Raw genomic sequence first — 22551 nt, 5'->3', positions numbered from 1 at the left:
GCTCAAAGGAGGTGTCCACTTTGCTTGAGCTGATTTTTCAAGGCTTCATGGAGTGGGCCTACGGTCTGACTCTGGAATGCTGGCAATACTTTTCGTCTGCGCTGCTGGACATTATGAGCATGGATTTTGCATACCTGAAGACCCATGTGCCGGTGATCGACGAGATCATGCAGGTGATTATGGCTGTCGGATGGGCGCTCCTGATCGGCAATCTGGTGTTTCAGGCGCTAAAAAGCATGGCATCCGGCCTAGGCTTTGAAGGCGAAGACCCAAAGCTGCTGTTCTCCCGCACCTTCGTTTTTTCATTTTTGCTGCTGGCAAGTCCGCAGATTTGCGAAATTGGCCTGAGTATGACCTCAAAGATCATTGACCTTTTGCAGATACCGAACGCGGTCAATGTGCAGTTGGTGGATGAAAGCGTGTTCGGCTCCCTGACGGCGGCCTGGCTGTTGGTCATCATATTCGGTGTCATCATCATGTTCAAGATCTTCAAGCTGCTGCTTGAAATCGCAGAGCGCTATGTGATCCTTGCCATGCTGACCATCACGGCGCCGCTGGCCTTCGCCATGGGAGGCAGCAAAAGCACATCAGAGATTTTCAGCGGGTGGTGCCGGATGTTCGGCAGCATGTGCCTTTTGATGGTGACCAATGTGGTGTTCTTCAAAATGCTATTGTCCGTACTTTCCACAGTCCCCAGCGGACTGGATGTGCTTCCCTGGATGGTGTTGATCCTGACCATTGTCAAGGTCGCCCGAAAGGCAGACGCCATTATTACTCGCATTGGCTTGAACCCCGCCATCACCGGCGACTCTCTTGGCAGAGTGTTCCCCGGGGCGCTGACCTATATGGTGGTGCGTACTGCCGCATCTCAGATCACCAAAGCAGTCGGCAAGTCTACCGGCGGCTCTGGAAAGGGGCGCTCCCCCAGCACGCCGCCCGGTGGTTCGGGTGGCCCACGCATGGGAGGTCCGCCCGGAACTGGCCGCAGCGGTGGTGCAGCGGGTGTGCCCAGTTATGCCCAACAATCTGCTTCTCAGCAGACAACTACCCAGCAAAACGGTTCCCAGCAGGCAACCGCTCAGCAAAGTGCCGCATATCAGAGCAGCACTTCGCAGACAGGCGGCCAGCAGACAACCACGCAGGAATATACGGCCAGCTCCACCTATCAGGCTGGCTCGCAGATGGGTCAAACTGCCCCCGAGGGGGCGCGGGACAGAAAGACTTCCGTACCACCTGGTACCCGCCGTTCTCCAGCCCATGTGAAATCCAGCACGGCAGCGCCGCCTGCCGGCGCTCAAGCTGTCGCAGGCAGACCCGGCGCAGCAGGAAAAGCAGGAGCTGCAACAGTGGCAGGAGTGGCAGGTGCCTCGGCTGTATCGCGGGTCAGAGCTGGTTCCACCGCTCCCGGTCATGCAGCAGCTCCCGGGGCACCCACAGCAGTCCAGAACGGCCCGGCAGGAATACCGGCAGTACCTTCGTCCTCCCGTATGACTCAGATGAATACGCAGAAGGTACAGGGCGGGCCGATCAGCGGTGTAACACAGGCAGCGGAACGTACCGGAATCACCGTGGGACAAACGACCCAAACCTCGGCCTCCGTTTCTACTCAGAAGCCCTCTACCGGTACCAAGGGCGGACCTTCCGCTCCTGCCGCAGTAGGTGGCCAGCGGACGCAGGTTCGGCCTGCGGATACCCGGTTTACCCAGCGTCCGGCCCAGCCTGCACCCAGGGCGGTGTCAGTGCCGCAGCAGGGTGCTTCTGTAATGCGCCAGACTACCGTTCATACGGACAGCCATCAGCACGGTCCGGCAGGAACGCAGGGTACGGTGCCCGGGCCGCAGGCTGCAAGAGAACCACGGCCCGGCAGGAATGGTACTCCTTCGGGGAGTGCGGCTTCGACAGACGCAAGGCAGCATAGCCCGGTCCGGCAGGAACAACGCCCGGCACCCGGAAACTCCATACCTGCGGTCAAGGGAACTGCTCCCGGCTTACACCCCGGCCTAGCAGGAACATCGGCAGGCGGCCATCAAGTAGCGCAGGCACGTCAAACGGCCAAACCGGCCACCTCCGTTCCCACAGTAACCGGAACGCAGATGGGTAAAAAGGCGGTCTCTGCCACTACGGCAACTGTCAAAGGCCATGTGAAGGAAGATGGCACTGCAACGCCGTCCAGAAAACAGCGGGGTAAGACACATGGCTGACAATAACAATACACGCTCCGGCCTCCAGACGGCGGCCAACCTCGCCTATGCCGCGAAAGCGGCGTATCGCATTATTCAGGCAGCAGCGGCGTCCGGCGCATACGGCGCCGCTGCTGTCGCTGTGAAGGAGGCCCTTCCGTTCCTTGTCAAGATCCTGGTTGGTGTTCTGGTGGCCGTTATTGTGATCCCGATGGTGATCTTTACGGCCCTGCCCAACATCTTCTTTGGCTATAACTCATCAGATACGGAAACGGTCATCCGCATGACAGAGCAGGCCATGACCATTGGCGGCGCTTACATGAGCCTGGAGGATTTTGAAAAGACCCAGATTGACTCTGTGGTGACCAGTATCGCCGCTGAATACGAGGCGGATGGAAAGGCCATTGACCGCATCGTTGTATCCAATTCCATGAAGGAAGAGGATTTGTTGTGGCTCATCGCCATCAATTCAGCGGCATACCAACAAGATCTTGACGCCATGAGCGCAGAGTGTATCCGAGAGTTCTGCGAGTCCCGGATTTCCTATCTGCCCTCGCTGGGAGTATCGGGTGACGGTGGCGACGGTACTGTGACCACGTTGAAAGTGGAAGTCAAGCGGCTAAACCCGGATGAGTTGATGGAGCAGCTGGGCTTTGATGAGGACGCAAAGCTATGGGCCGGCGCTCTCTTTGAAACGCTGGAGGAAAGCGACGCCATCCATGAATACGCCGCCTATTATGACGCCTATCAGCCCGATTACAGCGGTGACAGCTCCTATACCGGCGACATCCAGTATGGCACGGAGTACAACAACGAGATCGACATTTCCGGCTTTATTGATCCGGAAAGCAAGAACAATCTTGATCTTGTCGCCTATGTCATTCAGGCGTGGGAGAACAACTGGGGCTACGTCTGGGGCACCTACGGAAATATCCTGACGGGATCTCTATTCGAGTACAAGAAGGAACAGTACCCCGAGGGTGTCGGCAATTATGCCGACTTCATTGAGGAGAACTGGCTAGGCCACCGCACAGCGGATTGCATTGGCCTCATCAAGGGCTACGCCTGGCTGGATACCTCCGATATGACCATCGGATACGCCAAAAACGGGATGCCGGATTACGGTGCCGACCAGATGTATCAGTCGGCAAAGGATGCCGGCACCTTAAATGTAGATTATGGTTCTCTGGGCACCATGCCGGAGATCCCCGGACTCATGCTCTGGAAAGAGGGGCATGTGGGCGTCTATATCGGCAACGGTTATGTAATCGAGGCCATGGGCACCAAAAAAGGTGTCGTTAAGACCGAACTGGAAAGCCGCGGCTGGAAAGGCTGGTGCAAGCTGCCGTATCTTGACTATCTGGAGGTGGAATGATGGTTACGACGACCTACCTGCGCGTCATGCGCTTAAAATTTGGCATATCACTGCTTGAACTGGAGCAGCACTGCAGCTTCAGCAATCAGTATCTGAGTATGCTGGAGCTTGGGAGGGTAAAAAGCACTTCCAACAACGAAGAGGTTCTCAAGGGTGCCATCGCTGAGATCATAGCCTCCCGCAAGCAGTCTCTTGACGCTCTGACACAGAGCTTTGAGGCGCATCGGGGACACCTGTTAGAAACTTTGGAGGTAGAAGCGGATGAACTATGAAGTCTACCATATCCCCACCAATTTTACTGATGCAGGCCGTGTTATGGGGCTGTTCGAGCTTCGGAATTTGGTAGAAGCTGTTGTCCTAACGCTCCCTGTTCTATATCTGTGCATCGCATTTCTGCCACTTGAACTGACTGCCAAAATCATCGTGACTCTGACCATCATTGTCCCTCTTGGCGGTTTCGGTTTGATCGGTATCAACGATGACAGCATGACCCGCTGGCTCGGAAGCTGGTGGAAATGGCGGCGTGGGCGAAGGATCATTCTATTTCGAGGGGAGGTCAGGAAATGAACCTGAAAGAACTGCTCTTTGGCGGTGGAGTCCATTCCGGGGACAGCGGAGGCGCATACCGTGACAGCATCCAGGCATGGCTCCCCATCAAAAACATCATTGGCGGCGTGGTCATCACGAAGGACAACCGCTTTGTGAAGATCCTGGAGGTGCTGCCCGTCAACATCTACCTGAAATCCACCAATGACCGCCAGAACATCATCTCATCCTTTGCGGCCTATCTGAAAATTGCGCCGGACGACCTGCAAATGGTTGTACGAACACTCCCCGCAGATACGCAGGCGTATGTGGAACAGATGCACCGCTACGCAGAGCACGAAGAAAACGAAGCGTGCCGGGAGATGATCGAGGACAACATTCAGGAGATCGGTCTGGGAATCGCCAGCAACGCTATGCGCCACCGTTTCTTTCTGGTGTTCCAGTATGAAGCAGGGATGCGGGCCAAGCGCAATACCGTTCAAGCCATTGTGCAGCGTTTGAACGAGGAAGCTGACACGGCCCGGCGGTATCTGGATGTCTGTGAGCTGGAGGTGCTGGAGCCGCGCTACTGCGACAACTTCATCCTCAAGCTCCTGTATGAGATCCTGAGCAAAAAGACCAGTCAGCGAGTCCGGCTTCCCGATGGTGTATTCGATATGACAACTGCCGTACATGGCATTTACGAGGAGTGAGACTATGCAGGCGAAAAAGAAGTCCCAAAAGAAAGCGGCGGCAATATCCGCCCCTGAAAAGGCCAGGAAGGTAAAGCGCACGAAGGAAGATCAGGCCGAAAAGCGGCCCCTCTTGAAAACACTGATCTTTGGCGAGGAAAAGCCCGACCTGACGGAGCTGGAGGCAGGCTCCACCACCATTCTGGATATTCTCTCCCCGACTACTGTGGACACCAAAAGTCGTGACTATATCGTAGTGGACGGTGTTTTTCATGCCTACCTCTATGTCACAGGATACGGGTACACCACCACGGTTGGGTCCTGTTGGCTGGCTCCGCTGGTGGAGGCCGGTGAGGGCATCAATTTGAGCTTTCTGGTCAAGCGCCAGTCCAAGGAGAAGATACTCTCTAAGATCGCACAGACCACCATGGTCAACCGTTCCCGTATGCGGGATGTGGGCGATACCCGGCAGGATTACGAGGAACTGGACAGTGCTATCAATTCCGGCCTTTACCTGAAGGACGTCATGAACCGTCAGGGTGAGGATTTCTACTATATGCATACCCTCATTGAAGTGACGGCGCCTGATCCCGAGACGCTGGAGCAGCGGGTCACGGAGGTGGAAAAGCTGTGCGTTTCCGTGGATATGATCGCCCGGCGCTGCGATTACAAAAACGAGCAGGCGTTCCTATCTTCTCTGCCCATTCTGGCTCTTGACCCGGACATTGAACGCAAGGCCCGACGCAATGCCCTGACCTCTGGTGTGGCAGCAGCGTTTCCCTTTGCCTCCTACGAGCTGAGCGACCACAACGGTATCTTCCTTGGCCTGAATCTCTACAACCGTTCTCCGGTCTTTCTGGACCCCTACGATGACTACAAGTACACCAATGGCAACTGGTGGATCGGCGGTTCAACCGGCGCGGGCAAAACGGTGACGTTGCAATGCCTCGGCGGCCGGCTGCGGCAGCAGGGCAAGCGTGTTATCATCATCGCGCCTAAGAAGGGACATGAGTTCCGGCCCTTGTGCGAAAAGCTGGGCGGCCTGTACCTGCGAATGTCGCCCTCCTCCAAGGACTGTCCCAACCTCATGGCCATTCGGAGAAAGTCGCTGGACTCCTACGCCAAGCTCAAAAACATCGCCGCCCGGGATGACTCCGTGCTGGCAGACAAAATCGCTCAGCTCATCATCTGGTTCTCTCTGAAGAAAAAAGATCTAGGCGAGGAGGACAAAAGCAGGCTCGACTCCTCTTTGGTGGAGGTCTATAAGCACTACGGCATCACCTTTGACAACAGCACCATCGTGGATGAAGCAGGTAACTTCCGCACCATGCCCATTCTCTCGGACTGGTACGATGTTCTCTATCAGGACCCGGATACCCGGCATCTGGCCGTGGTGCTCTCCCGCTATGTGACTGGCTCTGCTTCTGCCATGGCGTCCCGCAATGACATAGACCTGGACAACAAATACATCGTCCTCGACCTGTCCGGTATGCCAGACGATATGATCGCGGACGGCACCTTCTGGGCCACCAGCATTGCCTACGACCTCATCATGAATTGTGAGACCGATCTCTCAGCGTTGCTGGCAGACGAGCTGTGGAGCCTTGTGGGCGCTACGGCCAACCCACAAGCGGCTGGCTTTGTGTTGGAAATGGTAAAGACCATTCGCGGCCTTGGCGGTATTGCGGTGACCAGCACACAAGGGATGCAGGACCTGTTCAGCCTGGAGGGCGGCAGCTACGGCAAGGGTATCCTCGATGCCAGCCGCATCAAGCTGGTCATGCAGATGGAGGAACAGGAGGCCCGGCTCATTCAGGATAAGCTGAATCTGTCCGAGGAAGAGGTGCGCCAGATAACACGCTTCCGGCGCGGTGAGGGGCTTCTCTGCATCGGCTATAACCATGTGCCGGTTGCATTCCACACCACACCCAAGGAATATGAAGCTATTACCACCTCGCCCACAGACCTGCGCATGAAGCGTGCAGAGGCTGCCAATGAATGACATGAAGCGGGATATGACCCGCATCCAGGAGTTGGTCGGAGATGCCTTCAGTCAGACCGGTTCCCTTGTGGCGCTGGTCAATGGCGGTCAGATGAATCCCAATAAACTTCAGAAGACGCTGGAACAGACTATGGAGCAGTTTGAAAGATCTGCTCTGGAGCTGCGGCGGCTGTGTGAACAGTATTCGCCGGGCGTCGGCGGCTTTTCCAGAAAGAGTGTGCTGCACGCCATAGACGTGACCGGCAGTGTGGAGGAATTTGGCTATGGCTGGCTCCACATCACCCTGAATACGCTTTTGCCCCACTGCCGGTATCAGACCCCCAACTGGCTCAGCGATACCATCAGCCGCCTTCTGGACGGCTACGAGGCGTGTGGAAAAGAGTTGCCGTTTTACCGCCGGGCCTTGCTCGTCATTGATGAGCACACTGCCCTAGAAGGGCGCCATATCTTCGATCAGGACAACAAGGGCTGGAAGGCAATCAGCAATGCCATCAAGGGCAGGCTGATCCCAGACGATGACCAGCACACCCTTGCGGTGGCCCTTCTTTCCACGGAGGTCAAAGAGCAGGACTGCTGCCACATCACGGTTCTCCCTCAGTCTGACGCCCATGATTTCTTTGCCGCACATTCCAGCGATTATGCCTTTGGATGTTTCTATTCCGGGCGATGGTGCTGATTGCCTAAGTGGGCAAAAAAGCAGCCAAAACACCCATAAGGTGTGGCTCCAATTTTGCCCCGATTTTACTCGTCTTTTTGCACTAGCCACCTTATGGGTGTGGAGACACATCAAAGCCTTGAAAATACTGAGTTTTTGGGAGTGACTTGAGCTGAAATAACGCATATTGACCTTACTACTATGTGGGGGCATAAGGTTGCCCTCACATAGAGGCGGCGGAAGACGCCGAAATTGTTCTTGCGCCGCGACCGGCGCAAGAACAATTTCGGCGTTCGCAGGAATCCAGGAAAGGGGGTGATCTTGGTGTGCTCTTTAGCATGAGAGACATAGATATGCTGCGCCTGCTTTACTGGTGCCAGAATATACGACCTAATGATTTGAACAGCATATCAACTGAAACGGAACGGGCAAGCCCATTCCAAATCCAGCGCAGAAACAGCCTGCCGGAGAAAGCTGTATTTATGATATCCCTTCTATGCGGGGTTCTGCTCCGGAGGATATCGGCCTTGTCGAGATGACCCGCAGCGCCATCATCGGCAGTGATGACCCCGAACTGGAGGAATTGGACGACCCGACACGAGTACCGCCCGGTCGAGGGATATAAAAAAGAGACCGATTTCTCGATCTCTTTCAAAGAAGATATTCTGTTTACTGCGGCATATTGCGCAGAGCCGCCAGCTGATCGCGTCTGCCGTATATTACAGCCGTGACCCATACGATTTTAGCGGGCTCATCCGGCCAGTAATAAACGATGAAATTGCCTACCGGCATTTTCCGGACGCCGCTTATCCGCCAGGGTTCCTCTTCCACCAACGGAAATCGCAGAGGCATTGTACTCAGTCCTGAGATCTCCTGCTTCAGCGCTGCCAGCCATTTTCGAGCAACGGCAGGTTCCTGCAAAACCTTTGAAATATAAGTCATTGCCGCCTGCATCTGTCCAATGGCATAGTCAGTGATTTTTACTGCGTATGTCATTTATATGCTCTCTCCGATTTTTTGGAATGCCTCCTCAACGCCGAGGCCCTGACCGGCCTTGGCTTGAGACAGCCCGCGCTCCATCACAGCGTTGAACTGGGCATCGGACATTCTATCCCGTGTAGGAATCGTTGGAACACTTAGAGAATACGGAATGCTGTTGGTCATGATGATCTGACGATACAGAGAGTCGATGAGCACAGAAACAGGGATACCGAGCTGTTCCAGAATATGTTCAGCCTGCTCCTTTACTTCTGGTAAGACACGAGCAGTAACATTTGCAGTTTTTGAAGCCATAATCATACCGCCTTTCTACTTTGCAGTATTATTATACCCATTTGTATCGCGAATTGCAATACAACGGTGCACTTTTTATATGAACGACCAACTGTTCCACGCTATGTAAGAGGAGGTGCCTCCTATGAGGGCAGCAAAAATGAAAGAACGGCCATCCTTTCAACTGATGTGCCAAACCGATGTGCAAAGCATCTATCATATGCAGATGCCCCGCTGGCTGTTTTCCGATCCCCGATATGCCGAAATGAGCCTGGACGCCAAGGTGACCTATACCTTTCTCCTGAACCGCTTTCAGCTCTCCCGCAGAAATGGTTGGGTCAATGAACACGGAGAAGTATTCGTGATCTTCCCCCGCAAGGCCCTTGCCAAAGAACTCCGCATCTGTGAGCAGCGTGTGACAGCGGCCTTCAAGAAGCTGGTGGAGCTGAAATTGGTGTGGGAGAAGCGCTGTGGCCGCGGTGACGCCAACCAGATCTACCTGGCCCGTGTTACGCCCATTGAAGACCCGAACTACACCTGCGCTCCCTTTGTATCGGAGGAGCAAGACGGTGACTGCGGTTCAAGAACCGCTGATTTTGAGCTTCTTGCCGCTGCGGGTGCTCCTGCAGCCAATCAAGAACCGCAGAATCCGCAGTCCAAGAACCACGGAAACGGCACTTCAAGAGCCGCAGATCCTGAGCCTTCAGAACCGCAAAAACCGATGCCAAGTAAGAAAGAAAAAAGAGAAATTGATCTGAGTCATATGGAAGTCAGTCAATCTGTCAGCGCGCAGGCGCAGGACGGACGGACCGACGAAGAAATCGAAGAAGAACTTTTGGATATTTTGGACGGCTGTGAGCTTTGCTGCTTTGAGCCTGAGACCGCTCTGGTGTTTGAAAACGCCATCGAGCGGCTTTTTTATGCCGACAGCTTCCGGATTGGAAACGCCACACTGCCGCAATGCCGTGTCCGAGCCAAGCTCAAGCGGCTGGACAGCATGATCCTGCGGGAAGTGGAGAGCAAACTCCGCGCAAACCGGGACCGGAATGTGAAAAACAGCACAGCCTACACCATGGCAGTGCTGTTCAACTGCATCGCGGAGAGCGAAAGCGATCTGATAATCGACCCGTATCTCAATGCCATCTGCTCAACGGCGTGAAGGGAGGTGAGAAATCATGTTGCTATCCAAACAGCAGAAATACATCACAGAAGTCCTAAAGCAACTCAAGTACATTCGTGTAGATCAGCTGCACGCTCTGACCCGGGAGGCGTTCCTCCCCGCCATGGACATCGACGAGCACCGCATGGCCGTCATGCTGCGGCAGATGCGCACCATAACGAATTTTGTCCGGTTCCAGGACGACATCGTGTGCTACGGCGAGCGGGAGACAGACGCCCGCCGGCTGGAGGCCATCGACGTCATGCTGGAGCTGACAGAGAACAAGCCGTCCTTTTACTCCGTGTACGCTCTCCAGGAGCCCCTGCTCCTGCGCTTCACCGGCAGCGGCGAAAATGACACGCGTCTTTTCAGCGTGGCTTGGATGGACATACCTGCACGGATCGCCACCACCACGCGCATGAAGGGCGAACGGCTGATCTGGATCGCAGACGGTATTGACGCTGAGCGCATCGGGCCGATCCCAAAGCACCAGTTCTTTGCCCAGCGTCAACCAGATGGTACACACCGCTTTTTTGGCTCCAGCGAGCCATAATAATTGAAATCAGGAGGTCAGTATCATGGCAAGAAAAAAGACAACCCCCGAAGAGGAAATGAATCAGAACCCCACCACCGAAGTAGACCCCATGCAGGAATCCAGGTCGTTGGAAACCGTTCAACCGCCCAACGGCGAGATTCTCTCCGAGCCTGAACGTGGCGCCGACAGCTCAGCTGTGGAGCAGCAGCAGAATACTGCCGAGCTGGAAACCGAACCGCAGTCGGACAATCCTTTGAACATGGATACCCAACAGCCTGTGGCAGAGGGTTTGCCTTTACAGGAAGGACTTCCCGCTGAGTGCTATGAAGTGGATCTGTCCGAGAAGCCGGAAGCACCTGCACCAGTCCCCGACAAGGGCGAAGATGACTGGGGCTTTCAGGAGGAAATCAAGGAATCCGAACCTGCTCCGGTTCAGGAGGTACCGAAGAGTCCGACGAAAAGCGACCGCCAGAAATTCTTTGAACTGAAGTTCAATGAACTGGACAGAAACTTGACGCCGGAGGAGCGGCAGGAGTGGAACTCCATTTACGCCTCTTACCGCGGCCGCAGCGCCCTAAGTGGCACCGTCATTGGCGTAGACCCGCTTTCCGTCTTTGTCCGGAATCCAAAGACCGGTGCCATGGAGAAGCAGACCATGTTCTGCGCCATTGTGGTGCCCTACCGTGTCCGTATCGTGATACCCGCCTCTGAAATGTGGGAGCAGGGGCAGGAGCGGCCTGACTATGTCATGCAGAACATCGTGGGATCTGTCATCGACTACATCATCATCAAAGTGGACAGGGAAAGCAACTTTGCCATCGGCTCCCGTAGGCTTGCCAACCGCAGTCAGCGGTATTTCTTTGCCCACCGGGATGATTTGCACCGCGTCGGTGCACGCATCAAGTGCCGCCTTCTGGCAGTTGGCCCCCGGCGCTGCCTTGCTGAGTGTTACGGCCACGATCTGGACATCACGCAGCGGGAGATGCGCTATGTGTCTATTCCGGATCTTCGCAACGAGTATCATCCGGGCATGGAACTGGATTGCATCGTAAAGGTCTATGACCCGGACAAGGATGAACTGGTCATCTCCATCAAAGACACGGAGGTCAATCCCTTCTATGGCGCACAGCAGCGCCACCCCGTCGGCGCCCGGCGCCTTGCAGTTATCGCCGGCAAATACGGCGGCGGTGTATTCTGCAATCTCCCGGACGGTGTGACCTGTATGTGCAACTACTCCTACCAGCATGAGGACTCGGACTTCATGGTGGGAGAGAACGTCATGCTTCTGGTCCAGCGTTATGAGGAGGAAAAGCTCCAGATGTACGGCAAGATCATGAGCAAGTGGTGAAAAAAACGAAATCCCTGCGCTGGAATTCTCCGGTGCAGGGATCTCACTTGCTGTCCTCACATTATTGTATCAATTGTATCAAAGGGTAATCATCACCATTGACATCTTTCCAGAGCCGGATGAAATGATCTGTCTCACTAATCATCTGAATATTATTCGGTGAAACTGCATCAATTGACGAAAACCTTATCCATTTGAACGCCGGTATCCGTGTGCTCGCGCAGAATTGAACCTTCGGTGAAATTTCAAGCAGATGGATCAATGCGCTTATGAAAAATCACTTGTCTAATATAATAGAAATCATCGGGAAACTCGCTAACATGAAGATAGATATCATGCACAGAATTGCCGATAAACGATATCCCTCTTTTTTGTTATCACGAATCATCCAAGCTAATTTGAGCGCATTAAACATGAGAACCCCAGGCCACAGCCAGACGGTACATATTTGAATGAGCCATAGCCCCCAAAGTATGCTAATCATCATAGCTGCTCACGGGAACCATCTGCATAGATTTTGTAACTCTGAGGAGCGAGATCCAAAGTCGTACCCGTGAAGCTTAAACTCACATCACCACTAACAGATATTGAGGGGCTAGCAGAAACACTTCCATGGCCATAAAGCCCGCTTACTTTGATATATACCGTTTCGTTTGTAACTGCGTCGTCAACGGAAATAGTTGCCCAAAGTGCACCGTTCTTTACATAGTTTAGATCACTATCTAGCATTTTGAATTTACACTGAATCGTATTAAAATCCTGATAGCTTGTAAAATAGCTGCTAGGATTTCTCACTGTTCTGGTGCGTGCCAGCGCATCGGGCGGATAATAATATTTCAGGACTGCGTATGCATTTTCTGCCGACATATCTACTTCATGTCCATTGACGTCTACGCCCTTCCATCGAATCGCAGCAGTCTCTGTCATATCCGTATTAAGAGGTAGACCATCCCATGACCAATCATAATGCAGCATGTATTCGCGAGAATTCGCATATGTCAGGGTCAGCCGAGAGGTTAACTCTGCAGATAGGGAATATACCGCTGATTCTTCTGTAATTGTTTCACCATTATACTCCTTCAGAATAGCAATTTCATCTTGTGTATAACCATAGCTCAAGAGAGTCTCTTCTGGCAACTGAGCTCTTTCATAGAGAGCATCTTCATAAGAAAAGGACTTAAGTTCGTTGATTTCTTGTTCACTATAACCTTCAGCCAACAACTGTTGTTCAGGAATATTTGCAAGTTGCTGAAAAGCATCAAACTCCTTTGTAACAACAGTTCCCAAAACAACCTCTTTAGTGTTTTCAGTGTTGGCAGCCTCGATACATTCAGTTGCAGATGCAGGAATTGTCAGAATCATAATTCCTGCTAACATTAGTGAGCAGATTCGCTTTTTCATATGTATTGTTCGTCCTTTCAGATTGATTTTCATACAAGCCAAGGCAAGTGTCTATAATAAGATATGGGCGCATAGAGCAGATGTTTCTAATATGCGTTTCTCATAAGTCATCTCCTTTCGCATCCCAAAGTAGAAATCTATGCTCTTACTATATAAATGCAAAAGGAGGCGGTTTTCTTACATAATATTTTCTCGTATTCAGCCCACAAAATGGTCAGAGTTCCAGCCTGCTTTTCGGCTGCTTTTTTCTCATTTATATTGAAAATAGAGCATGAAACGCATAATAATCCAGTATGTCAAGTCGTTGTTAGCCTAGCGTTTTGAGAAGGAAACTCCGGATGTACGTAAAAATCATGAGCAAGTGGTAAATGAGCAACGCCCCACATGGCTGGTCAGTTTTCTGACCGGCTGTGTGGGGCGTTTTTTCGTTTGTCCAGCGGGCGTATGCTACGCTTCATAGTCAATATGTTGTAAACCAAAATGCCAAGAGCTTTTGTTTCTGAAAAAAGATCTGATGGAAGCGTGTGCTGTGCACCAGATCCTTTTGTTTACTTCTAATGATGCTCTCTACGCTTTTCCATTGCTAAAAACCCTGGCGCCTCGCAACATTTCAATAGATGATCTTCAGAACCAGTAAAATGGATTTTTCATCATGATCTCCGATCTTATTATAGTCCAAGGTGCTATCTCAAACAGGAATTTTATTCCATTTTCACGTAAAGCCGCGCAAAGAAAGTTCCGGGAACTTACAAATCCAGCAAGTTTCCGGAACTTTTTAATGGTTGTCTTCTGGGAAAAATCTATTTAGAGGCAGTCCCTTGGATAGGAATTAACGGGCGGTGTGCGTCAATAAGTCTAAATCCTCAAGATCCCATGCGATGGTTCGAGGGAAGAGCTCGTCAATATCATTCGAGACAAGAGAATTTCTGATATTTCCGCTTTTAGCCGAATTATTTGTGGAATAGAGATCGCCGCTGGTATCAGCCAAAAAGGTTCTAGCATCTGCTTTTGCTTTGTGGCAGGAAATAATGCAGAAGGCTTACCCGCAGCAAATCGCTGGGAACCTTTACCAGTACACCTGTTTTTCTTTGCTGCAAAGAATAATTATTTCGCATTTCTGACAACGGTGAGCACGAATTGTAGGTATTGTGAGAAATGTTTCCTCTGACAATGGCATGGTGTTCTTCTTGTATGGAGGAATAAATTTTGACGGCTTTTCCGACCAATATATTCCGCGTGGGCCCTGAACACAGCCTTCCTCCATGGGATCCTTACAGTAGGGACAGCGCATATTAACCCCAATCTGCAGGGAAATACATGGTATTATTTCCGTCTGTTGCAATACATGTATTAAACATATGCGCCGTTCTCTCGATTACTTCTGCATTTGTTTTGATTCCAGTATATCCGCGCTTTACATAGGTGAAATTACCGCTTGCATTGACACCACTGATGTACTCGCTTCCACCCGTATTGTCATAAACTCTGCAATAGCAATGATAAACAGTTGTGTCATAGATGTCTCCAAACTTTCCTTCCAAGGATCTATAGTCAGGATATCGAGGCAGTCTAATTGCCTCTAAAAGTTTGGCAGTTACGTCAACTCCTGTTAAAGCCACGCCTGCGTACGAAAGGAAGGAAGCGAGGCCAAGCGTTGGGAAGGAATATGCAGCAGCGATAACTGAAACAGCAACAGTTGCTCCGTATGTTAGCCAACCAGTACGGTCTCTCCGGTATTCGCTGTTATACCGTACAACGCGCACATACAGATCCTGTTGCAGATTAGAAATGTATGCTCGCTGTGTCGTTTCCACCACGCCTGCTGCCCCGGTATCTTCAAATCCACAGTCAACAGGGGAGGGAAAATCTACTGTTTTTTCAGAAGCTCTTGTTTGATCGGCATCTACATTTGTAAACACAAGTTCAGTTACAGCTTCTGATTTTCCATTATAAATTGTTACAGGAGAGGCTTCTCGCACACTGTCCGTATTCATTGCCTGCCCAACGTATGTATTTACAGTCTCGTCAGGATAATATTCTAGAATCACGAACTCTCCATTCTTCGCATGATACGAAATGCAAATTGCACCATTACTCATGCCCACTTCGACGATCTGAGAGGCATTAGGAATAGGGATGCATTTTGCAATATCAAGATCGTAATTCTTTATGCCGAGTTCTTTGTTTTCATAAATTACTTCTGCATTATTAAGAACATTTAGCAAATAGCCATATTCACTCTGCTTTTCCTTTGTTGCCTGCAAAGCAGATGCGGTTACTCCGTAGTCCAAGCTAGCGGAAAAGCGTTTGTCACTATTAATACAGGTCGCTACAAAAAGTGTTTCTGCCTGCTCACTTGGTTCTGCTTCCGCGAAAGGAGGTGCTGCGGATGCGGGGAGGCAAAAAGTCACAGATAATACGATGACCAAAATAATGCTACATAGTTTCTTCGTCATATATATGACCATTCCTTTCCGCTGCGCTCCAAGGTACCAAAGGGACATGAAACCCGCTTGACCTATGCAGCACAGCACGATATAATTGTTAAAGAATAGTGACCTCCCGGTGTTTGGCGTTGGATTCACCGTCGATTTTACGCCCGACATGCAGGTGTAGTGGCAAACGCCTCGGCCTATTCTTCAACCGAGACGGAATAGCGTGCAAAAGCAGTCCAGGTGCTGGGCTTAGTTTTTGTGCGCTTTTTTCATTTTCCCCTTATTTGCGGCCTATTTTGAGTGTTTCAACCTTGTACTCCTTCCTTTCTAATTGATCGTTTTATCATGGGCGCATAGAGCAGATGTTTCTAATATGCGTTTCTCATAAGTCATCTCCTTTCGCGTCCCAAAGTAGAAATCTATGCTCTTACTATATAAATGCAAAAGGAGGCGGTTTTCTTACATAATATTTTCTCGTATTCAGCCCACAAAATGGTCAGAGTTCCAGCCTGCTTTCCGGCTGCTTTTTTCTCATTTATATTGAAAATAGAGCATGAAACGCATAATAATCCAGCATGTCAAGTCGTTGTTGGCCCAGCGTTATGATGCGGAAAAACTCCAGATGTACGGCAAGATCATGAGCAAGTTGAGCAATGCCCCGCATAGTCGGTTAAATTACCTGACCGGCTGTGTGGGGCGTTTTTTCGTGCGTTAAGTGGGCGAGCTACGCTACTCGTCTATTCGATTTGCATCTTAGCCTTACGATTTGCTATATAGAATGCCCTGTGATAGAATCACTTTATATTATAGGGATATGATGGAAGGTGAAAATCTCGTGTTATCACTGTTTTTGGCACTGCTGGAGACTGAGGAAGACCGGACAAGGTTTACTTTATTATACGAGCAATGTAATGAGCGGATCGAACAGAATGCTATGCGGCTGTTGAAGAATCAACAGGATGCCGAAGATGCTGTGCAAAATACATATATTCAGATTATTCGGCATTTTGAAAAAGTTTATGAGATTCCTTGTGACGAATTGCCTTACTGGTGCATTTCCATAGTGAAGAATGAAGCATATATGATCTTGAGGAAGAAGCAAAAGACTGTCCCGTTTGAGGATTGGGATGCAATAGTCGGAGACGCGCAGATGATATCCTGTTACGACGATGTTGTGAAGCTATTTGGAAGGATTCCTGAGACATACCGCGCTGCGTTAGAGATGAAGCTATTGTTGGATTATTCTGGAAAGGAAATTGCACAGCATTTGGGGATATCAGAGTCGGCAGTCAATACCCGTATTTCACGTGGCCGTTTGTTGCTGCGTGAGCTTGCGGAAAAGGAGGGATTCCATACATGACAGATAATGAACTGGATAGAATGATGCGCCATGTTTTGCTGGACTCCCTGCGGATCGACGAGGCGTTTGAAAAGGAAGAAGCCGACCCGTTTGTTCCGTCGCGAAAACATAAACGCCAGATGAGAGATATGCTGAATGATCCAATCAAATGGCTGCGAAACAAAACAAAGCCTGTCTGGAAAGCGGCTGTTCAAAAGATAGCGGTTATACTGTTGATCGCGTTGCTCAGTTTTGGTAGCATGATGGCTGTTAGCCCAACGGTACGAGCAGCAGTGATCCGTTGGGTTACGGAGTGGTATGAGACACATATCACATATCGGTATTCGGGAGAACAGATTACTGATGAGATGCCGCAGTATGAGATCACGGATTTACCGGAGGGATATATTGAAGACGAGAGCAAACGGATAGAGTGGCCGGAATATATCTCGTTTACTTTTTACAATCCTAATAAGGAAAATGATCAAAGAATTATTTTCGATTATGCCTATATGTCACAAGGCGGAGCATCTGATTTTGTGACAGAGGACACCGAGGTCATTTCGGTGACAGTGAATGATTTGGAGGGCCAACTATTTTTAGAGAAAGATTGGGAAAACACGAGAAGCACCCTGACTTGGATTGATGCTGAAAGAAACCTTCAATTTACGTTAATGGCTGCTCTCAACGAAACCGACATATTGAATATTGCCGAGAGCGTATCTTTGGTTAAAATGACAAAATAGAATTATTTTTAAAGATCTTGTGAGAATAGTACCCCCTTCTGCATTTACTCAGTAGAAACAGGCGATGCCTGGCAAAAAATGCAGAAGGGGGTGAATTATTTGAAAAGACGTATACTCACATTGGTCGCATTAACAGCCTTGGTACTGTCCATAGGTTCCCAAGCGGCAGAACTGCGTGGAATTGCTGCAAAACCTCGCATTTCTTTCAGTAATACAACAGCAATCTGTACTGCGGTTTGTTATGGTGATCATTCAGACGATGAGGTAAAGGCAACGCTGACCCTTTATCAGGGGAGCACATATGTGGACTCTTGGAGCAACTCTGGCATTGACAGCGTTTCCGTATACGGCGAGAGCAAGGTAAAGAGTGGCAAGAGCTATACTCTCAAACTGACATATTCCGTCAACGGAGTATCGAAACCGGCTGTCTCTACCACAGCAACCTGCCCGTAACCGAGGAAAAGTGTTTGACAAAGTTATGACGGGGTCTGCATATATGCAGACCCCGAGGGGATATCCCCTCGGGGTTTATTAGGAGGTGCTGTCTAAAAAGTTCCAATCTTATGGGCCCATTTCTGATAGTTAACTGCGTATAAACTAGGAGGTAATAGTTGGGAATCATGAAGAACCGTGAATCTCCTCTAAATCGGATCTTTCGCTATACTGTGGAGGTGGCGGGCGTCGGAAAGAACATCTCTGACGTAGTTCTTGAACTGCAATGACGGGACTTGTAAGACTGTAAAAGTCTCCGGATTTGTGCGATATTAAAAAGCGGAAATAGCTAACAATGAATAGGAGTGTAGCTTAATGAAAAAGAAACTTATTACGTTGTTCATGGCCTTTACGGTATGTTTGACAATATCCCTGCCTGCATATGCAGCGGACATGCAGGAAAACACAATTTCAGCAGAAAAATTTTACGCTGAAATTGCCAAGGAATATGAAAAATACAATATTCGGATTGAGGTTGAAAACATTGATCCTACGTTTGTATATACAGAGAAGATGCTTGAAGAAGAGGTGGTAAGAGTTAGAGCTGAATTAGCCTCAATTGAGAATTTCGATGAAATGACAGGTCGGTTTGTTTCATATAATACTGAGACGGAATCTATTACAGGAACTCTTAATGAAGCGAACCCGGCATCAGTTATGCCATATGACAAGACGTTTAAAAGTATCCATCGAATTGAAAATAGAAGCGTCAATAATGGACTTCTTTATGGTGCTGCAGAGATTCAGGTAAGCATTAATACGACGATTGATGCTCAGTATGATAGATTTATGAGTGTCAACAATTGTACGAGCAGGCAATATCAACTGGGTATTAACTTTGAGTCATGGACTCAGACGGATTACGATGTGAAGATTGCAGACTATAACGGGGAACAAGATACCGCTATTGAATATGATGTTTACGGAACACTAATTGTTAAATACACTGAACCTACAACAGGTGTGGCTATCACATATACTACGGATCATACCCTCTCTGGTAGATTTTTCGTTAATCAGAGGTGATGAGAGTATGGAAATATTAGAATATATTCCGCTTTTGAATATAGTGCGCGTAGTTAAGGAAGTTGTAGAGTTGTTGTTTTACAGTTTTGCTATAGTTTATATTGTTAAAAATATTAAGAAGTAACTGAAAAAGGATCAGCATACGCTGCTGTAGCCATCATAATCGGTGTAATTACAGTTCGTAAAAGACCAGATAAAGTGGATTTTAATGAGGTAGAAAGCGAAGATTGGAACGACGTAAGAACAGATGAAATTCCAATAGAATGGTAAGAGCCAGTGAGAGGTCTGGGACTAATACGTGTAAGGCCTTACGAAAGGTTATGGCTACGGCAGTTGTAGTATATTGCCTCTATATGAACGCTGGAGCAACAGGGCCAGAACCAACCTTCGTCTCCTATGATGGCAATGCTGGAGATGGCTGCTAATTTGTGGGCATTTATACCTGTGGCTCATATAAATTTGGAGAACGCAATAAGAAACCATTATACGGAGGGCAAAAATGAAGTGTCCGTATTGTAATCAAGAAATGTTGTCTGGGTTTATGCAGAATTCAAAACCAATCAGTTGGACACCAAAAAAATTAAAGTTATTTACACACTATAACTTTACCAATGCCGGAGCGGTTGTGCTATCTGAGAGTGAAGGATTTGCAGCGCCATGTGTCATTGCGTATAATTGCCCAGTATGTAAAAAAATCATAATTGACTATGCAGATAGATAAATGTGAATGATGACAGGAGGCACACAGTGAGGAAACGGGTATTTAGTTTTGTATTGATGTTGGCTGTTATTATTTCCCTTTGATATTTCAGAATCAGCGGTCAACACACGGTTTTCCCGTGGCCGTGCGTTGCTTCGGGAGATTGCGGAAAAGGAGGGGTTCCACGTATGACAGATCAGGAACTGGACACATTGATGCGGAGAGTCTTGCTGGATTCTCTGAAACTTAATTTAGAAGGTGCCACTGGGAATGAACTGTCTTTTGAACCGACGCCCAGGTATCAGCGGCAAATGACGGCGATGCTGGCGGACCCACTGAAGTGGGCACGCAAACGGGCACGACCGATATGGAAAAAAGTAATTCAAAAGGTCGCCGTGATCCTTCTCGTGTTCTCTTTGAGTTTGGGAAGCCTTATGGCGGTTAGTCCGACAGTGCGTGCTGCGGTGATCCGTTGGGTTACGGAGTGGTATGAGACACATATCACATATCGGTATTCGGGAGAACAGATTACTGATGAGATGCCGCAGTATGAGATTACGGATTTACCGGAGGGATATATTGAAGACGAGAGCAAACGGATAGAGTGGCCGGAATATATCTCGTTTACTTTTTACAATCCTAATAAGGAAAATGATCAGAAAATTATTTTCGATTATACCTATATGTCACAAGGCGGAGCATCTGATTTTGTGACAGAGGACAGCGAAGTCCTTTCAGTGACGGTGAATGGTTTGGAAGGCCAACTATTTTTGGCAGACGACTGGGAAAATACAAGAAGTATCCTGACTTGGATTGATGCTGAAAGAAACCTTCAATTTACGTTAATGGCTGCTCTCAACGAAATCGACATATTGCATATTGCCGAGAGCGTATCTCTAGTTGAAATGATAAAATGATAAAATAGAATTATTTTTAAAGTGCCTTCCCATCCCCCCGAAAAAATGTATTTCGAGGACTATACTATGTGGCGTCAAAGGATAGTTGATATTTTTTTTGTCACACTAACACTTCTGTTTAGTGTATTAATGATTCTCACATGGATGCTGAACGCGTTCGATGTGAAATTCATTTTTACAAAAGACAATTCTACTGAGCAAATTGGTACATATGAATTAAACTGGGGAATACAAATCAATACACGTAGTCCTGAAGTATTCTACGCTGAATCAAATCATGATGCGCGTGGAGAGGGGTGGAGATATCACATATATAAAGAAAATTCAGGAAACACAATAGTGCAATCCAAAGCAGAGAAAAAAGAAAAAATCAGCATTACACAAGGGTTTGGAGAAGACAATGATGTTAATGCATTTTTATCTAGACTATATCAAGCGTTAGATATCCCTGAAGAATACCATTGTTCAACGGCTCAAAATTACTGGATACACTATCAGCAACAAGATGGAAGCAGCTTGGTGATTATTAAAACCGAGAGTTATTTTTATATTGCTGAGGAGCTTCTTTAAAAGGAAAGGAGTTTGTTATGAAATCAGCCTTAAAGAAACTGGCAAAGAAAGGCAGTTTATATGAAAAAAATGAAAAGAAGTATCATTGGTTTAGTAATGTGTATCTTAATAATCACCACATTATGTGTTCCTGCATTCGCCACATCTCCTAATGATAAAGGAAAGCCGGTGTCTTTCGGTAATACTGAATATATGATGTGCATGGAGGAGAATGACACCTCTCGTACTGTCACACTCATCGGCGAAGCAAAGAGCTACCGAGCCGTTTATGACATGGAAAGCGGGAAGATTACTATTTTTAGGGATGAGTCTGTTTCTTCTCCTGCTTCATGCTCCGTAAACGCTTGCGCTTCTCCATACAAGGTGATTGACCTCAATAATTACGATCTTTGTCTCATGGCTCAGGGATCAGCATCGGCAATCACATATTATGCGAGTAACACAGCAAAAGGAGCTTATTTCTATGTTTATTGGGATGATGACTCCTATGAACTCCTGTGCAACAGGAATCCAAAGGCATATACGGAACAGGGGCCGAATGTTACTATTCGAAACTACTGTAAAAACTATTACACAAATTTAAAGGAGCTTGACAGAAATCTTGTTTCTTTAGTAGACTATATCGAAGCGGCGGCAGCTGAGCATGCAGTGCCACATTTCTCACCGAGTTTTTTTGAAGCAATTTGCACAATTTTTAATGATTCTGCAACAGATGAAGAAGATGTTGAGGCCTATGAAACAATCGCTACCGCTGCAGTTGCTGCCTATACTGGATGGAAGTGGTTTCCTGATTTGATGCTTTTTGCAGACTATGTGTTTAAACAGGCCTGTGTAAAAGAAAATGTAGATAATTTGATTAGCATTTATACATACGTATATAATTGGTATAACTGAACTCTATCTATGGCATGAAATGGGGGCATATGCTCAGTGGACTATAAGAAAAGCTATTTGATTATGTGGGTATTATATTTGATTGGATTTATCCTAATATCCATTTCTTATTTGTTGAAAATCGATAAGTCTCTGGCTGCTGTGGGCATAGGTATTATGGCCATAGGGTTTCTGCAAACTCTAGTTTTCTTTCGTTGCCCCCGTTGTGGAATGAATTGGGTACAGCATCGAGTCTATATTCCGGGAATTCCGCATTATTGCCCATTCTGTGGCGAATTCATTTGGTAA

The 22551-nt window shown here is 48.7% G+C and carries 22 protein-coding genes; 17 read left to right on the top strand and 5 right to left on the bottom strand.

Translation table 11 applies throughout. From position 1 onward, the window contains the following. The first annotated feature begins 20 nt into the window (after window positions 1–20). The 7 genes from JQM66_RS00765 to JQM66_RS00735 are packed head-to-tail and all read left to right on the top strand — an operon-like array spanning window position 21 to window position 7450. Entirely contained in the window at window positions 21–2201 is a 2181-nt protein-coding gene (locus JQM66_RS00765) for a conjugal transfer protein TrbL family protein (protein ID WP_235227911.1), read from the top strand. Beyond that, window positions 2194–3555 carry an NlpC/P60 family protein gene (locus JQM66_RS00760; RefSeq protein ID WP_235227910.1) on the top strand — a complete coding sequence of 454 codons (1362 nt, stop codon included), beginning with the start codon at window positions 2194–2196 and terminating at the stop codon, window positions 3553–3555. Before JQM66_RS00765 ends, JQM66_RS00760 begins: the two co-directional genes overlap by 8 nt. Then, on the top strand, window positions 3555–3827 hold the full coding sequence (locus JQM66_RS00755) for a hypothetical protein (protein WP_235227909.1): 273 nt from the start codon (window positions 3555–3557) through the stop codon (window positions 3825–3827). Before JQM66_RS00760 ends, JQM66_RS00755 begins: the two co-directional genes overlap by 1 nt. Beyond that, the gene (locus tag JQM66_RS00750) at window positions 3817–4122 is read left to right on the top strand and encodes a hypothetical protein (RefSeq protein WP_235227908.1); all 306 of its coding nucleotides are present in this window, start codon (window positions 3817–3819) and stop codon (window positions 4120–4122) included. The genes JQM66_RS00755 and JQM66_RS00750 overlap by 11 nt, the downstream gene beginning before the upstream one ends. Then, on the top strand, window positions 4119–4793 hold the full coding sequence (locus JQM66_RS00745; protein WP_235227907.1) for a hypothetical protein: 675 nt from the start codon (window positions 4119–4121) through the stop codon (window positions 4791–4793). The genes JQM66_RS00750 and JQM66_RS00745 overlap by 4 nt, the downstream gene beginning before the upstream one ends. Window positions 4794–4797: 4 nt before the next feature. Further along, window positions 4798–6774 carry a VirB4 family type IV secretion system protein gene (locus JQM66_RS00740; protein WP_235227906.1) on the top strand — a complete coding sequence of 659 codons (1977 nt, stop codon included), beginning with the start codon at window positions 4798–4800 and terminating at the stop codon, window positions 6772–6774. Beyond that, window positions 6767–7450: a DUF6100 family protein gene (locus tag JQM66_RS00735; RefSeq protein WP_235227905.1), complete on the top strand. Its 684-nt coding sequence runs from the start codon at window positions 6767–6769 to the stop codon at window positions 7448–7450. Before JQM66_RS00740 ends, JQM66_RS00735 begins: the two co-directional genes overlap by 8 nt. 648 nt (window positions 7451–8098) lie before the next feature. On the opposite strand, the gene JQM66_RS00730 is transcribed toward JQM66_RS00735, so the two are convergent. Both JQM66_RS00730 and JQM66_RS00725 read right to left on the bottom strand, forming a co-directional pair. Then, the gene (locus tag JQM66_RS00730) at window positions 8099–8425 is read right to left on the bottom strand and encodes a type II toxin-antitoxin system RelE/ParE family toxin (RefSeq protein ID WP_235227904.1); all 327 of its coding nucleotides are present in this window, start codon (window positions 8423–8425) and stop codon (window positions 8099–8101) included. Further along, complete coding sequence (locus JQM66_RS00725) at window positions 8426–8722, bottom strand: type II toxin-antitoxin system RelB/DinJ family antitoxin (RefSeq protein ID WP_235227903.1); 297 nt, start codon at window positions 8720–8722, stop codon at window positions 8426–8428. A gap of 124 nt (window positions 8723–8846) precedes the next feature. Here JQM66_RS00725 and JQM66_RS00720 point away from each other — a divergent pair, with 124 nt between their 5' ends. Genes JQM66_RS00720 through JQM66_RS00710 form a run of 3 tightly spaced genes read left to right on the top strand, consistent with a single transcriptional unit; the run spans window position 8847 to window position 11743 of the window. Then, window positions 8847–9860, top strand: coding sequence for a replication initiator protein A (locus tag JQM66_RS00720; RefSeq protein ID WP_235227902.1), 1014 nt, complete (start codon window positions 8847–8849; stop codon window positions 9858–9860). A gap of 16 nt (window positions 9861–9876) precedes the next feature. Further along, a complete protein-coding gene (locus JQM66_RS00715) occupies window positions 9877–10413 on the top strand; it encodes a hypothetical protein (RefSeq protein WP_235227901.1) in 537 nt (178 codons plus the stop codon). 25 nt (window positions 10414–10438) lie between these two features. Beyond that, the gene (locus JQM66_RS00710) at window positions 10439–11743 is read left to right on the top strand and encodes a hypothetical protein (protein WP_235227900.1); all 1305 of its coding nucleotides are present in this window, start codon (window positions 10439–10441) and stop codon (window positions 11741–11743) included. Between the two features lie 483 nt (window positions 11744–12226). On the opposite strand, the gene JQM66_RS00705 is transcribed toward JQM66_RS00710, so the two are convergent. The 3 genes from JQM66_RS00705 to JQM66_RS00700 all read right to left on the bottom strand — a co-directional run bounded on the left by JQM66_RS00705 (window position 12227) and on the right by JQM66_RS00700 (window position 15600). Next, window positions 12227–13144, bottom strand: coding sequence for a hypothetical protein (locus JQM66_RS00705; RefSeq protein ID WP_235227899.1), 918 nt, complete (start codon window positions 13142–13144; stop codon window positions 12227–12229). A gap of 1066 nt (window positions 13145–14210) precedes the next feature. Further along, window positions 14211–14435 (bottom strand): PF20097 family protein, encoded by a 225-nt coding sequence (locus tag JQM66_RS12740; protein ID WP_407945993.1) that lies wholly within the window; start codon window positions 14433–14435, stop codon window positions 14211–14213. Between the two features lies 1 nt (window position 14436). Continuing rightward, window positions 14437–15600: a hypothetical protein gene (locus JQM66_RS00700; protein ID WP_235227898.1), complete on the bottom strand. Its 1164-nt coding sequence runs from the start codon at window positions 15598–15600 to the stop codon at window positions 14437–14439. Window positions 15601–16414: 814 nt separating this feature from the next. On the opposite strand from JQM66_RS00700, the gene JQM66_RS00695 reads away from it, so the two are divergent. The 7 genes from JQM66_RS00695 to JQM66_RS00670 all read left to right on the top strand — a co-directional run bounded on the left by JQM66_RS00695 (window position 16415) and on the right by JQM66_RS00670 (window position 22263). Continuing rightward, the gene (locus tag JQM66_RS00695) at window positions 16415–16939 is read left to right on the top strand and encodes an RNA polymerase sigma factor (protein WP_235227897.1); all 525 of its coding nucleotides are present in this window, start codon (window positions 16415–16417) and stop codon (window positions 16937–16939) included. After that, on the top strand, window positions 16936–17664 hold the full coding sequence (locus JQM66_RS00690; RefSeq protein ID WP_235227896.1) for a DUF4367 domain-containing protein: 729 nt from the start codon (window positions 16936–16938) through the stop codon (window positions 17662–17664). The genes JQM66_RS00695 and JQM66_RS00690 overlap by 4 nt, the downstream gene beginning before the upstream one ends. A gap of 807 nt (window positions 17665–18471) precedes the next feature. After that, window positions 18472–19182, top strand: coding sequence for a hypothetical protein (locus JQM66_RS00685; RefSeq protein WP_235227895.1), 711 nt, complete (start codon window positions 18472–18474; stop codon window positions 19180–19182). A 499-nt stretch (window positions 19183–19681) separates the two neighbouring features. Beyond that, window positions 19682–19903, top strand: a complete 222-nt coding sequence (locus JQM66_RS12735; RefSeq protein WP_407945992.1) for a PF20097 family protein — start codon at window positions 19682–19684, stop codon at window positions 19901–19903. Between the two features lie 167 nt (window positions 19904–20070). Then, complete coding sequence (locus JQM66_RS00680) at window positions 20071–20799, top strand: DUF4367 domain-containing protein (protein ID WP_235227894.1); 729 nt, start codon at window positions 20071–20073, stop codon at window positions 20797–20799. A 66-nt stretch (window positions 20800–20865) separates the two neighbouring features. After that, window positions 20866–21369, top strand: coding sequence for a hypothetical protein (locus JQM66_RS00675; RefSeq protein ID WP_235227893.1), 504 nt, complete (start codon window positions 20866–20868; stop codon window positions 21367–21369). 60 nt (window positions 21370–21429) lie between these two features. After that, window positions 21430–22263, top strand: coding sequence for a hypothetical protein (locus JQM66_RS00670; protein ID WP_235227892.1), 834 nt, complete (start codon window positions 21430–21432; stop codon window positions 22261–22263). Window positions 22264–22551 lie beyond the last annotated feature (288 nt).

Source organism: Oscillibacter valericigenes (assembly GCF_021531915.1).
GTDB classification, from domain to species: domain Bacteria; phylum Bacillota; class Clostridia; order Oscillospirales; family Oscillospiraceae; genus Oscillibacter; species Oscillibacter valericigenes_A.
The sequence above is the reverse complement of the archived record's forward strand: the minus strand, read 5'-3'. Positions and strand labels throughout refer to the sequence as shown.

What these genes read in the sequence shown, in the direction of transcription:
- JQM66_RS00760 (WP_235227910.1), top strand. Translation starts at nt 2,194, where the DNA reads ATGGCTGACAATAACAATACACGCTCCGGCCTCCAGACGGCGGCCAAC.
- JQM66_RS00755 (WP_235227909.1), top strand. Translation starts at nt 3,555, where the DNA reads ATGGTTACGACGACCTACCTGCGCGTCATGCGCTTAAAATTTGGCATA.
- JQM66_RS00750 (WP_235227908.1), top strand. Translation starts at nt 3,817, where the DNA reads ATGAACTATGAAGTCTACCATATCCCCACCAATTTTACTGATGCAGGC.
- JQM66_RS00745 (WP_235227907.1), top strand. Translation starts at nt 4,119, where the DNA reads ATGAACCTGAAAGAACTGCTCTTTGGCGGTGGAGTCCATTCCGGGGAC.
- JQM66_RS00740 (WP_235227906.1), top strand. Translation starts at nt 4,798, where the DNA reads ATGCAGGCGAAAAAGAAGTCCCAAAAGAAAGCGGCGGCAATATCCGCC.
- JQM66_RS00735 (WP_235227905.1), top strand. Translation starts at nt 6,767, where the DNA reads ATGAATGACATGAAGCGGGATATGACCCGCATCCAGGAGTTGGTCGGA.
- JQM66_RS00730 (WP_235227904.1), bottom strand. Translation starts at nt 8,425, where the DNA reads ATGACATACGCAGTAAAAATCACTGACTATGCCATTGGACAGATGCAG.
- JQM66_RS00725 (WP_235227903.1), bottom strand. Translation starts at nt 8,722, where the DNA reads ATGGCTTCAAAAACTGCAAATGTTACTGCTCGTGTCTTACCAGAAGTA.
- JQM66_RS00720 (WP_235227902.1), top strand. Translation starts at nt 8,847, where the DNA reads ATGAGGGCAGCAAAAATGAAAGAACGGCCATCCTTTCAACTGATGTGC.
- JQM66_RS00715 (WP_235227901.1), top strand. Translation starts at nt 9,877, where the DNA reads ATGTTGCTATCCAAACAGCAGAAATACATCACAGAAGTCCTAAAGCAA.
- JQM66_RS00710 (WP_235227900.1), top strand. Translation starts at nt 10,439, where the DNA reads ATGGCAAGAAAAAAGACAACCCCCGAAGAGGAAATGAATCAGAACCCC.
- JQM66_RS00705 (WP_235227899.1), bottom strand. Translation starts at nt 13,144, where the DNA reads ATGAAAAAGCGAATCTGCTCACTAATGTTAGCAGGAATTATGATTCTG.
- JQM66_RS12740 (WP_407945993.1), bottom strand. Translation starts at nt 14,435, where the DNA reads ATGCGCTGTCCCTACTGTAAGGATCCCATGGAGGAAGGCTGTGTTCAG.
- JQM66_RS00700 (WP_235227898.1), bottom strand. Translation starts at nt 15,600, where the DNA reads ATGACGAAGAAACTATGTAGCATTATTTTGGTCATCGTATTATCTGTG.
- JQM66_RS00690 (WP_235227896.1), top strand. Translation starts at nt 16,936, where the DNA reads ATGACAGATAATGAACTGGATAGAATGATGCGCCATGTTTTGCTGGAC.
- JQM66_RS00685 (WP_235227895.1), top strand. Translation starts at nt 18,472, where the DNA reads ATGAAAAAGAAACTTATTACGTTGTTCATGGCCTTTACGGTATGTTTG.
- JQM66_RS12735 (WP_407945992.1), top strand. Translation starts at nt 19,682, where the DNA reads ATGAAGTGTCCGTATTGTAATCAAGAAATGTTGTCTGGGTTTATGCAG.
- JQM66_RS00680 (WP_235227894.1), top strand. Translation starts at nt 20,071, where the DNA reads ATGACAGATCAGGAACTGGACACATTGATGCGGAGAGTCTTGCTGGAT.
- JQM66_RS00675 (WP_235227893.1), top strand. Translation starts at nt 20,866, where the DNA reads ATGTGGCGTCAAAGGATAGTTGATATTTTTTTTGTCACACTAACACTT.
- JQM66_RS00670 (WP_235227892.1), top strand. Translation starts at nt 21,430, where the DNA reads ATGAAAAAAATGAAAAGAAGTATCATTGGTTTAGTAATGTGTATCTTA.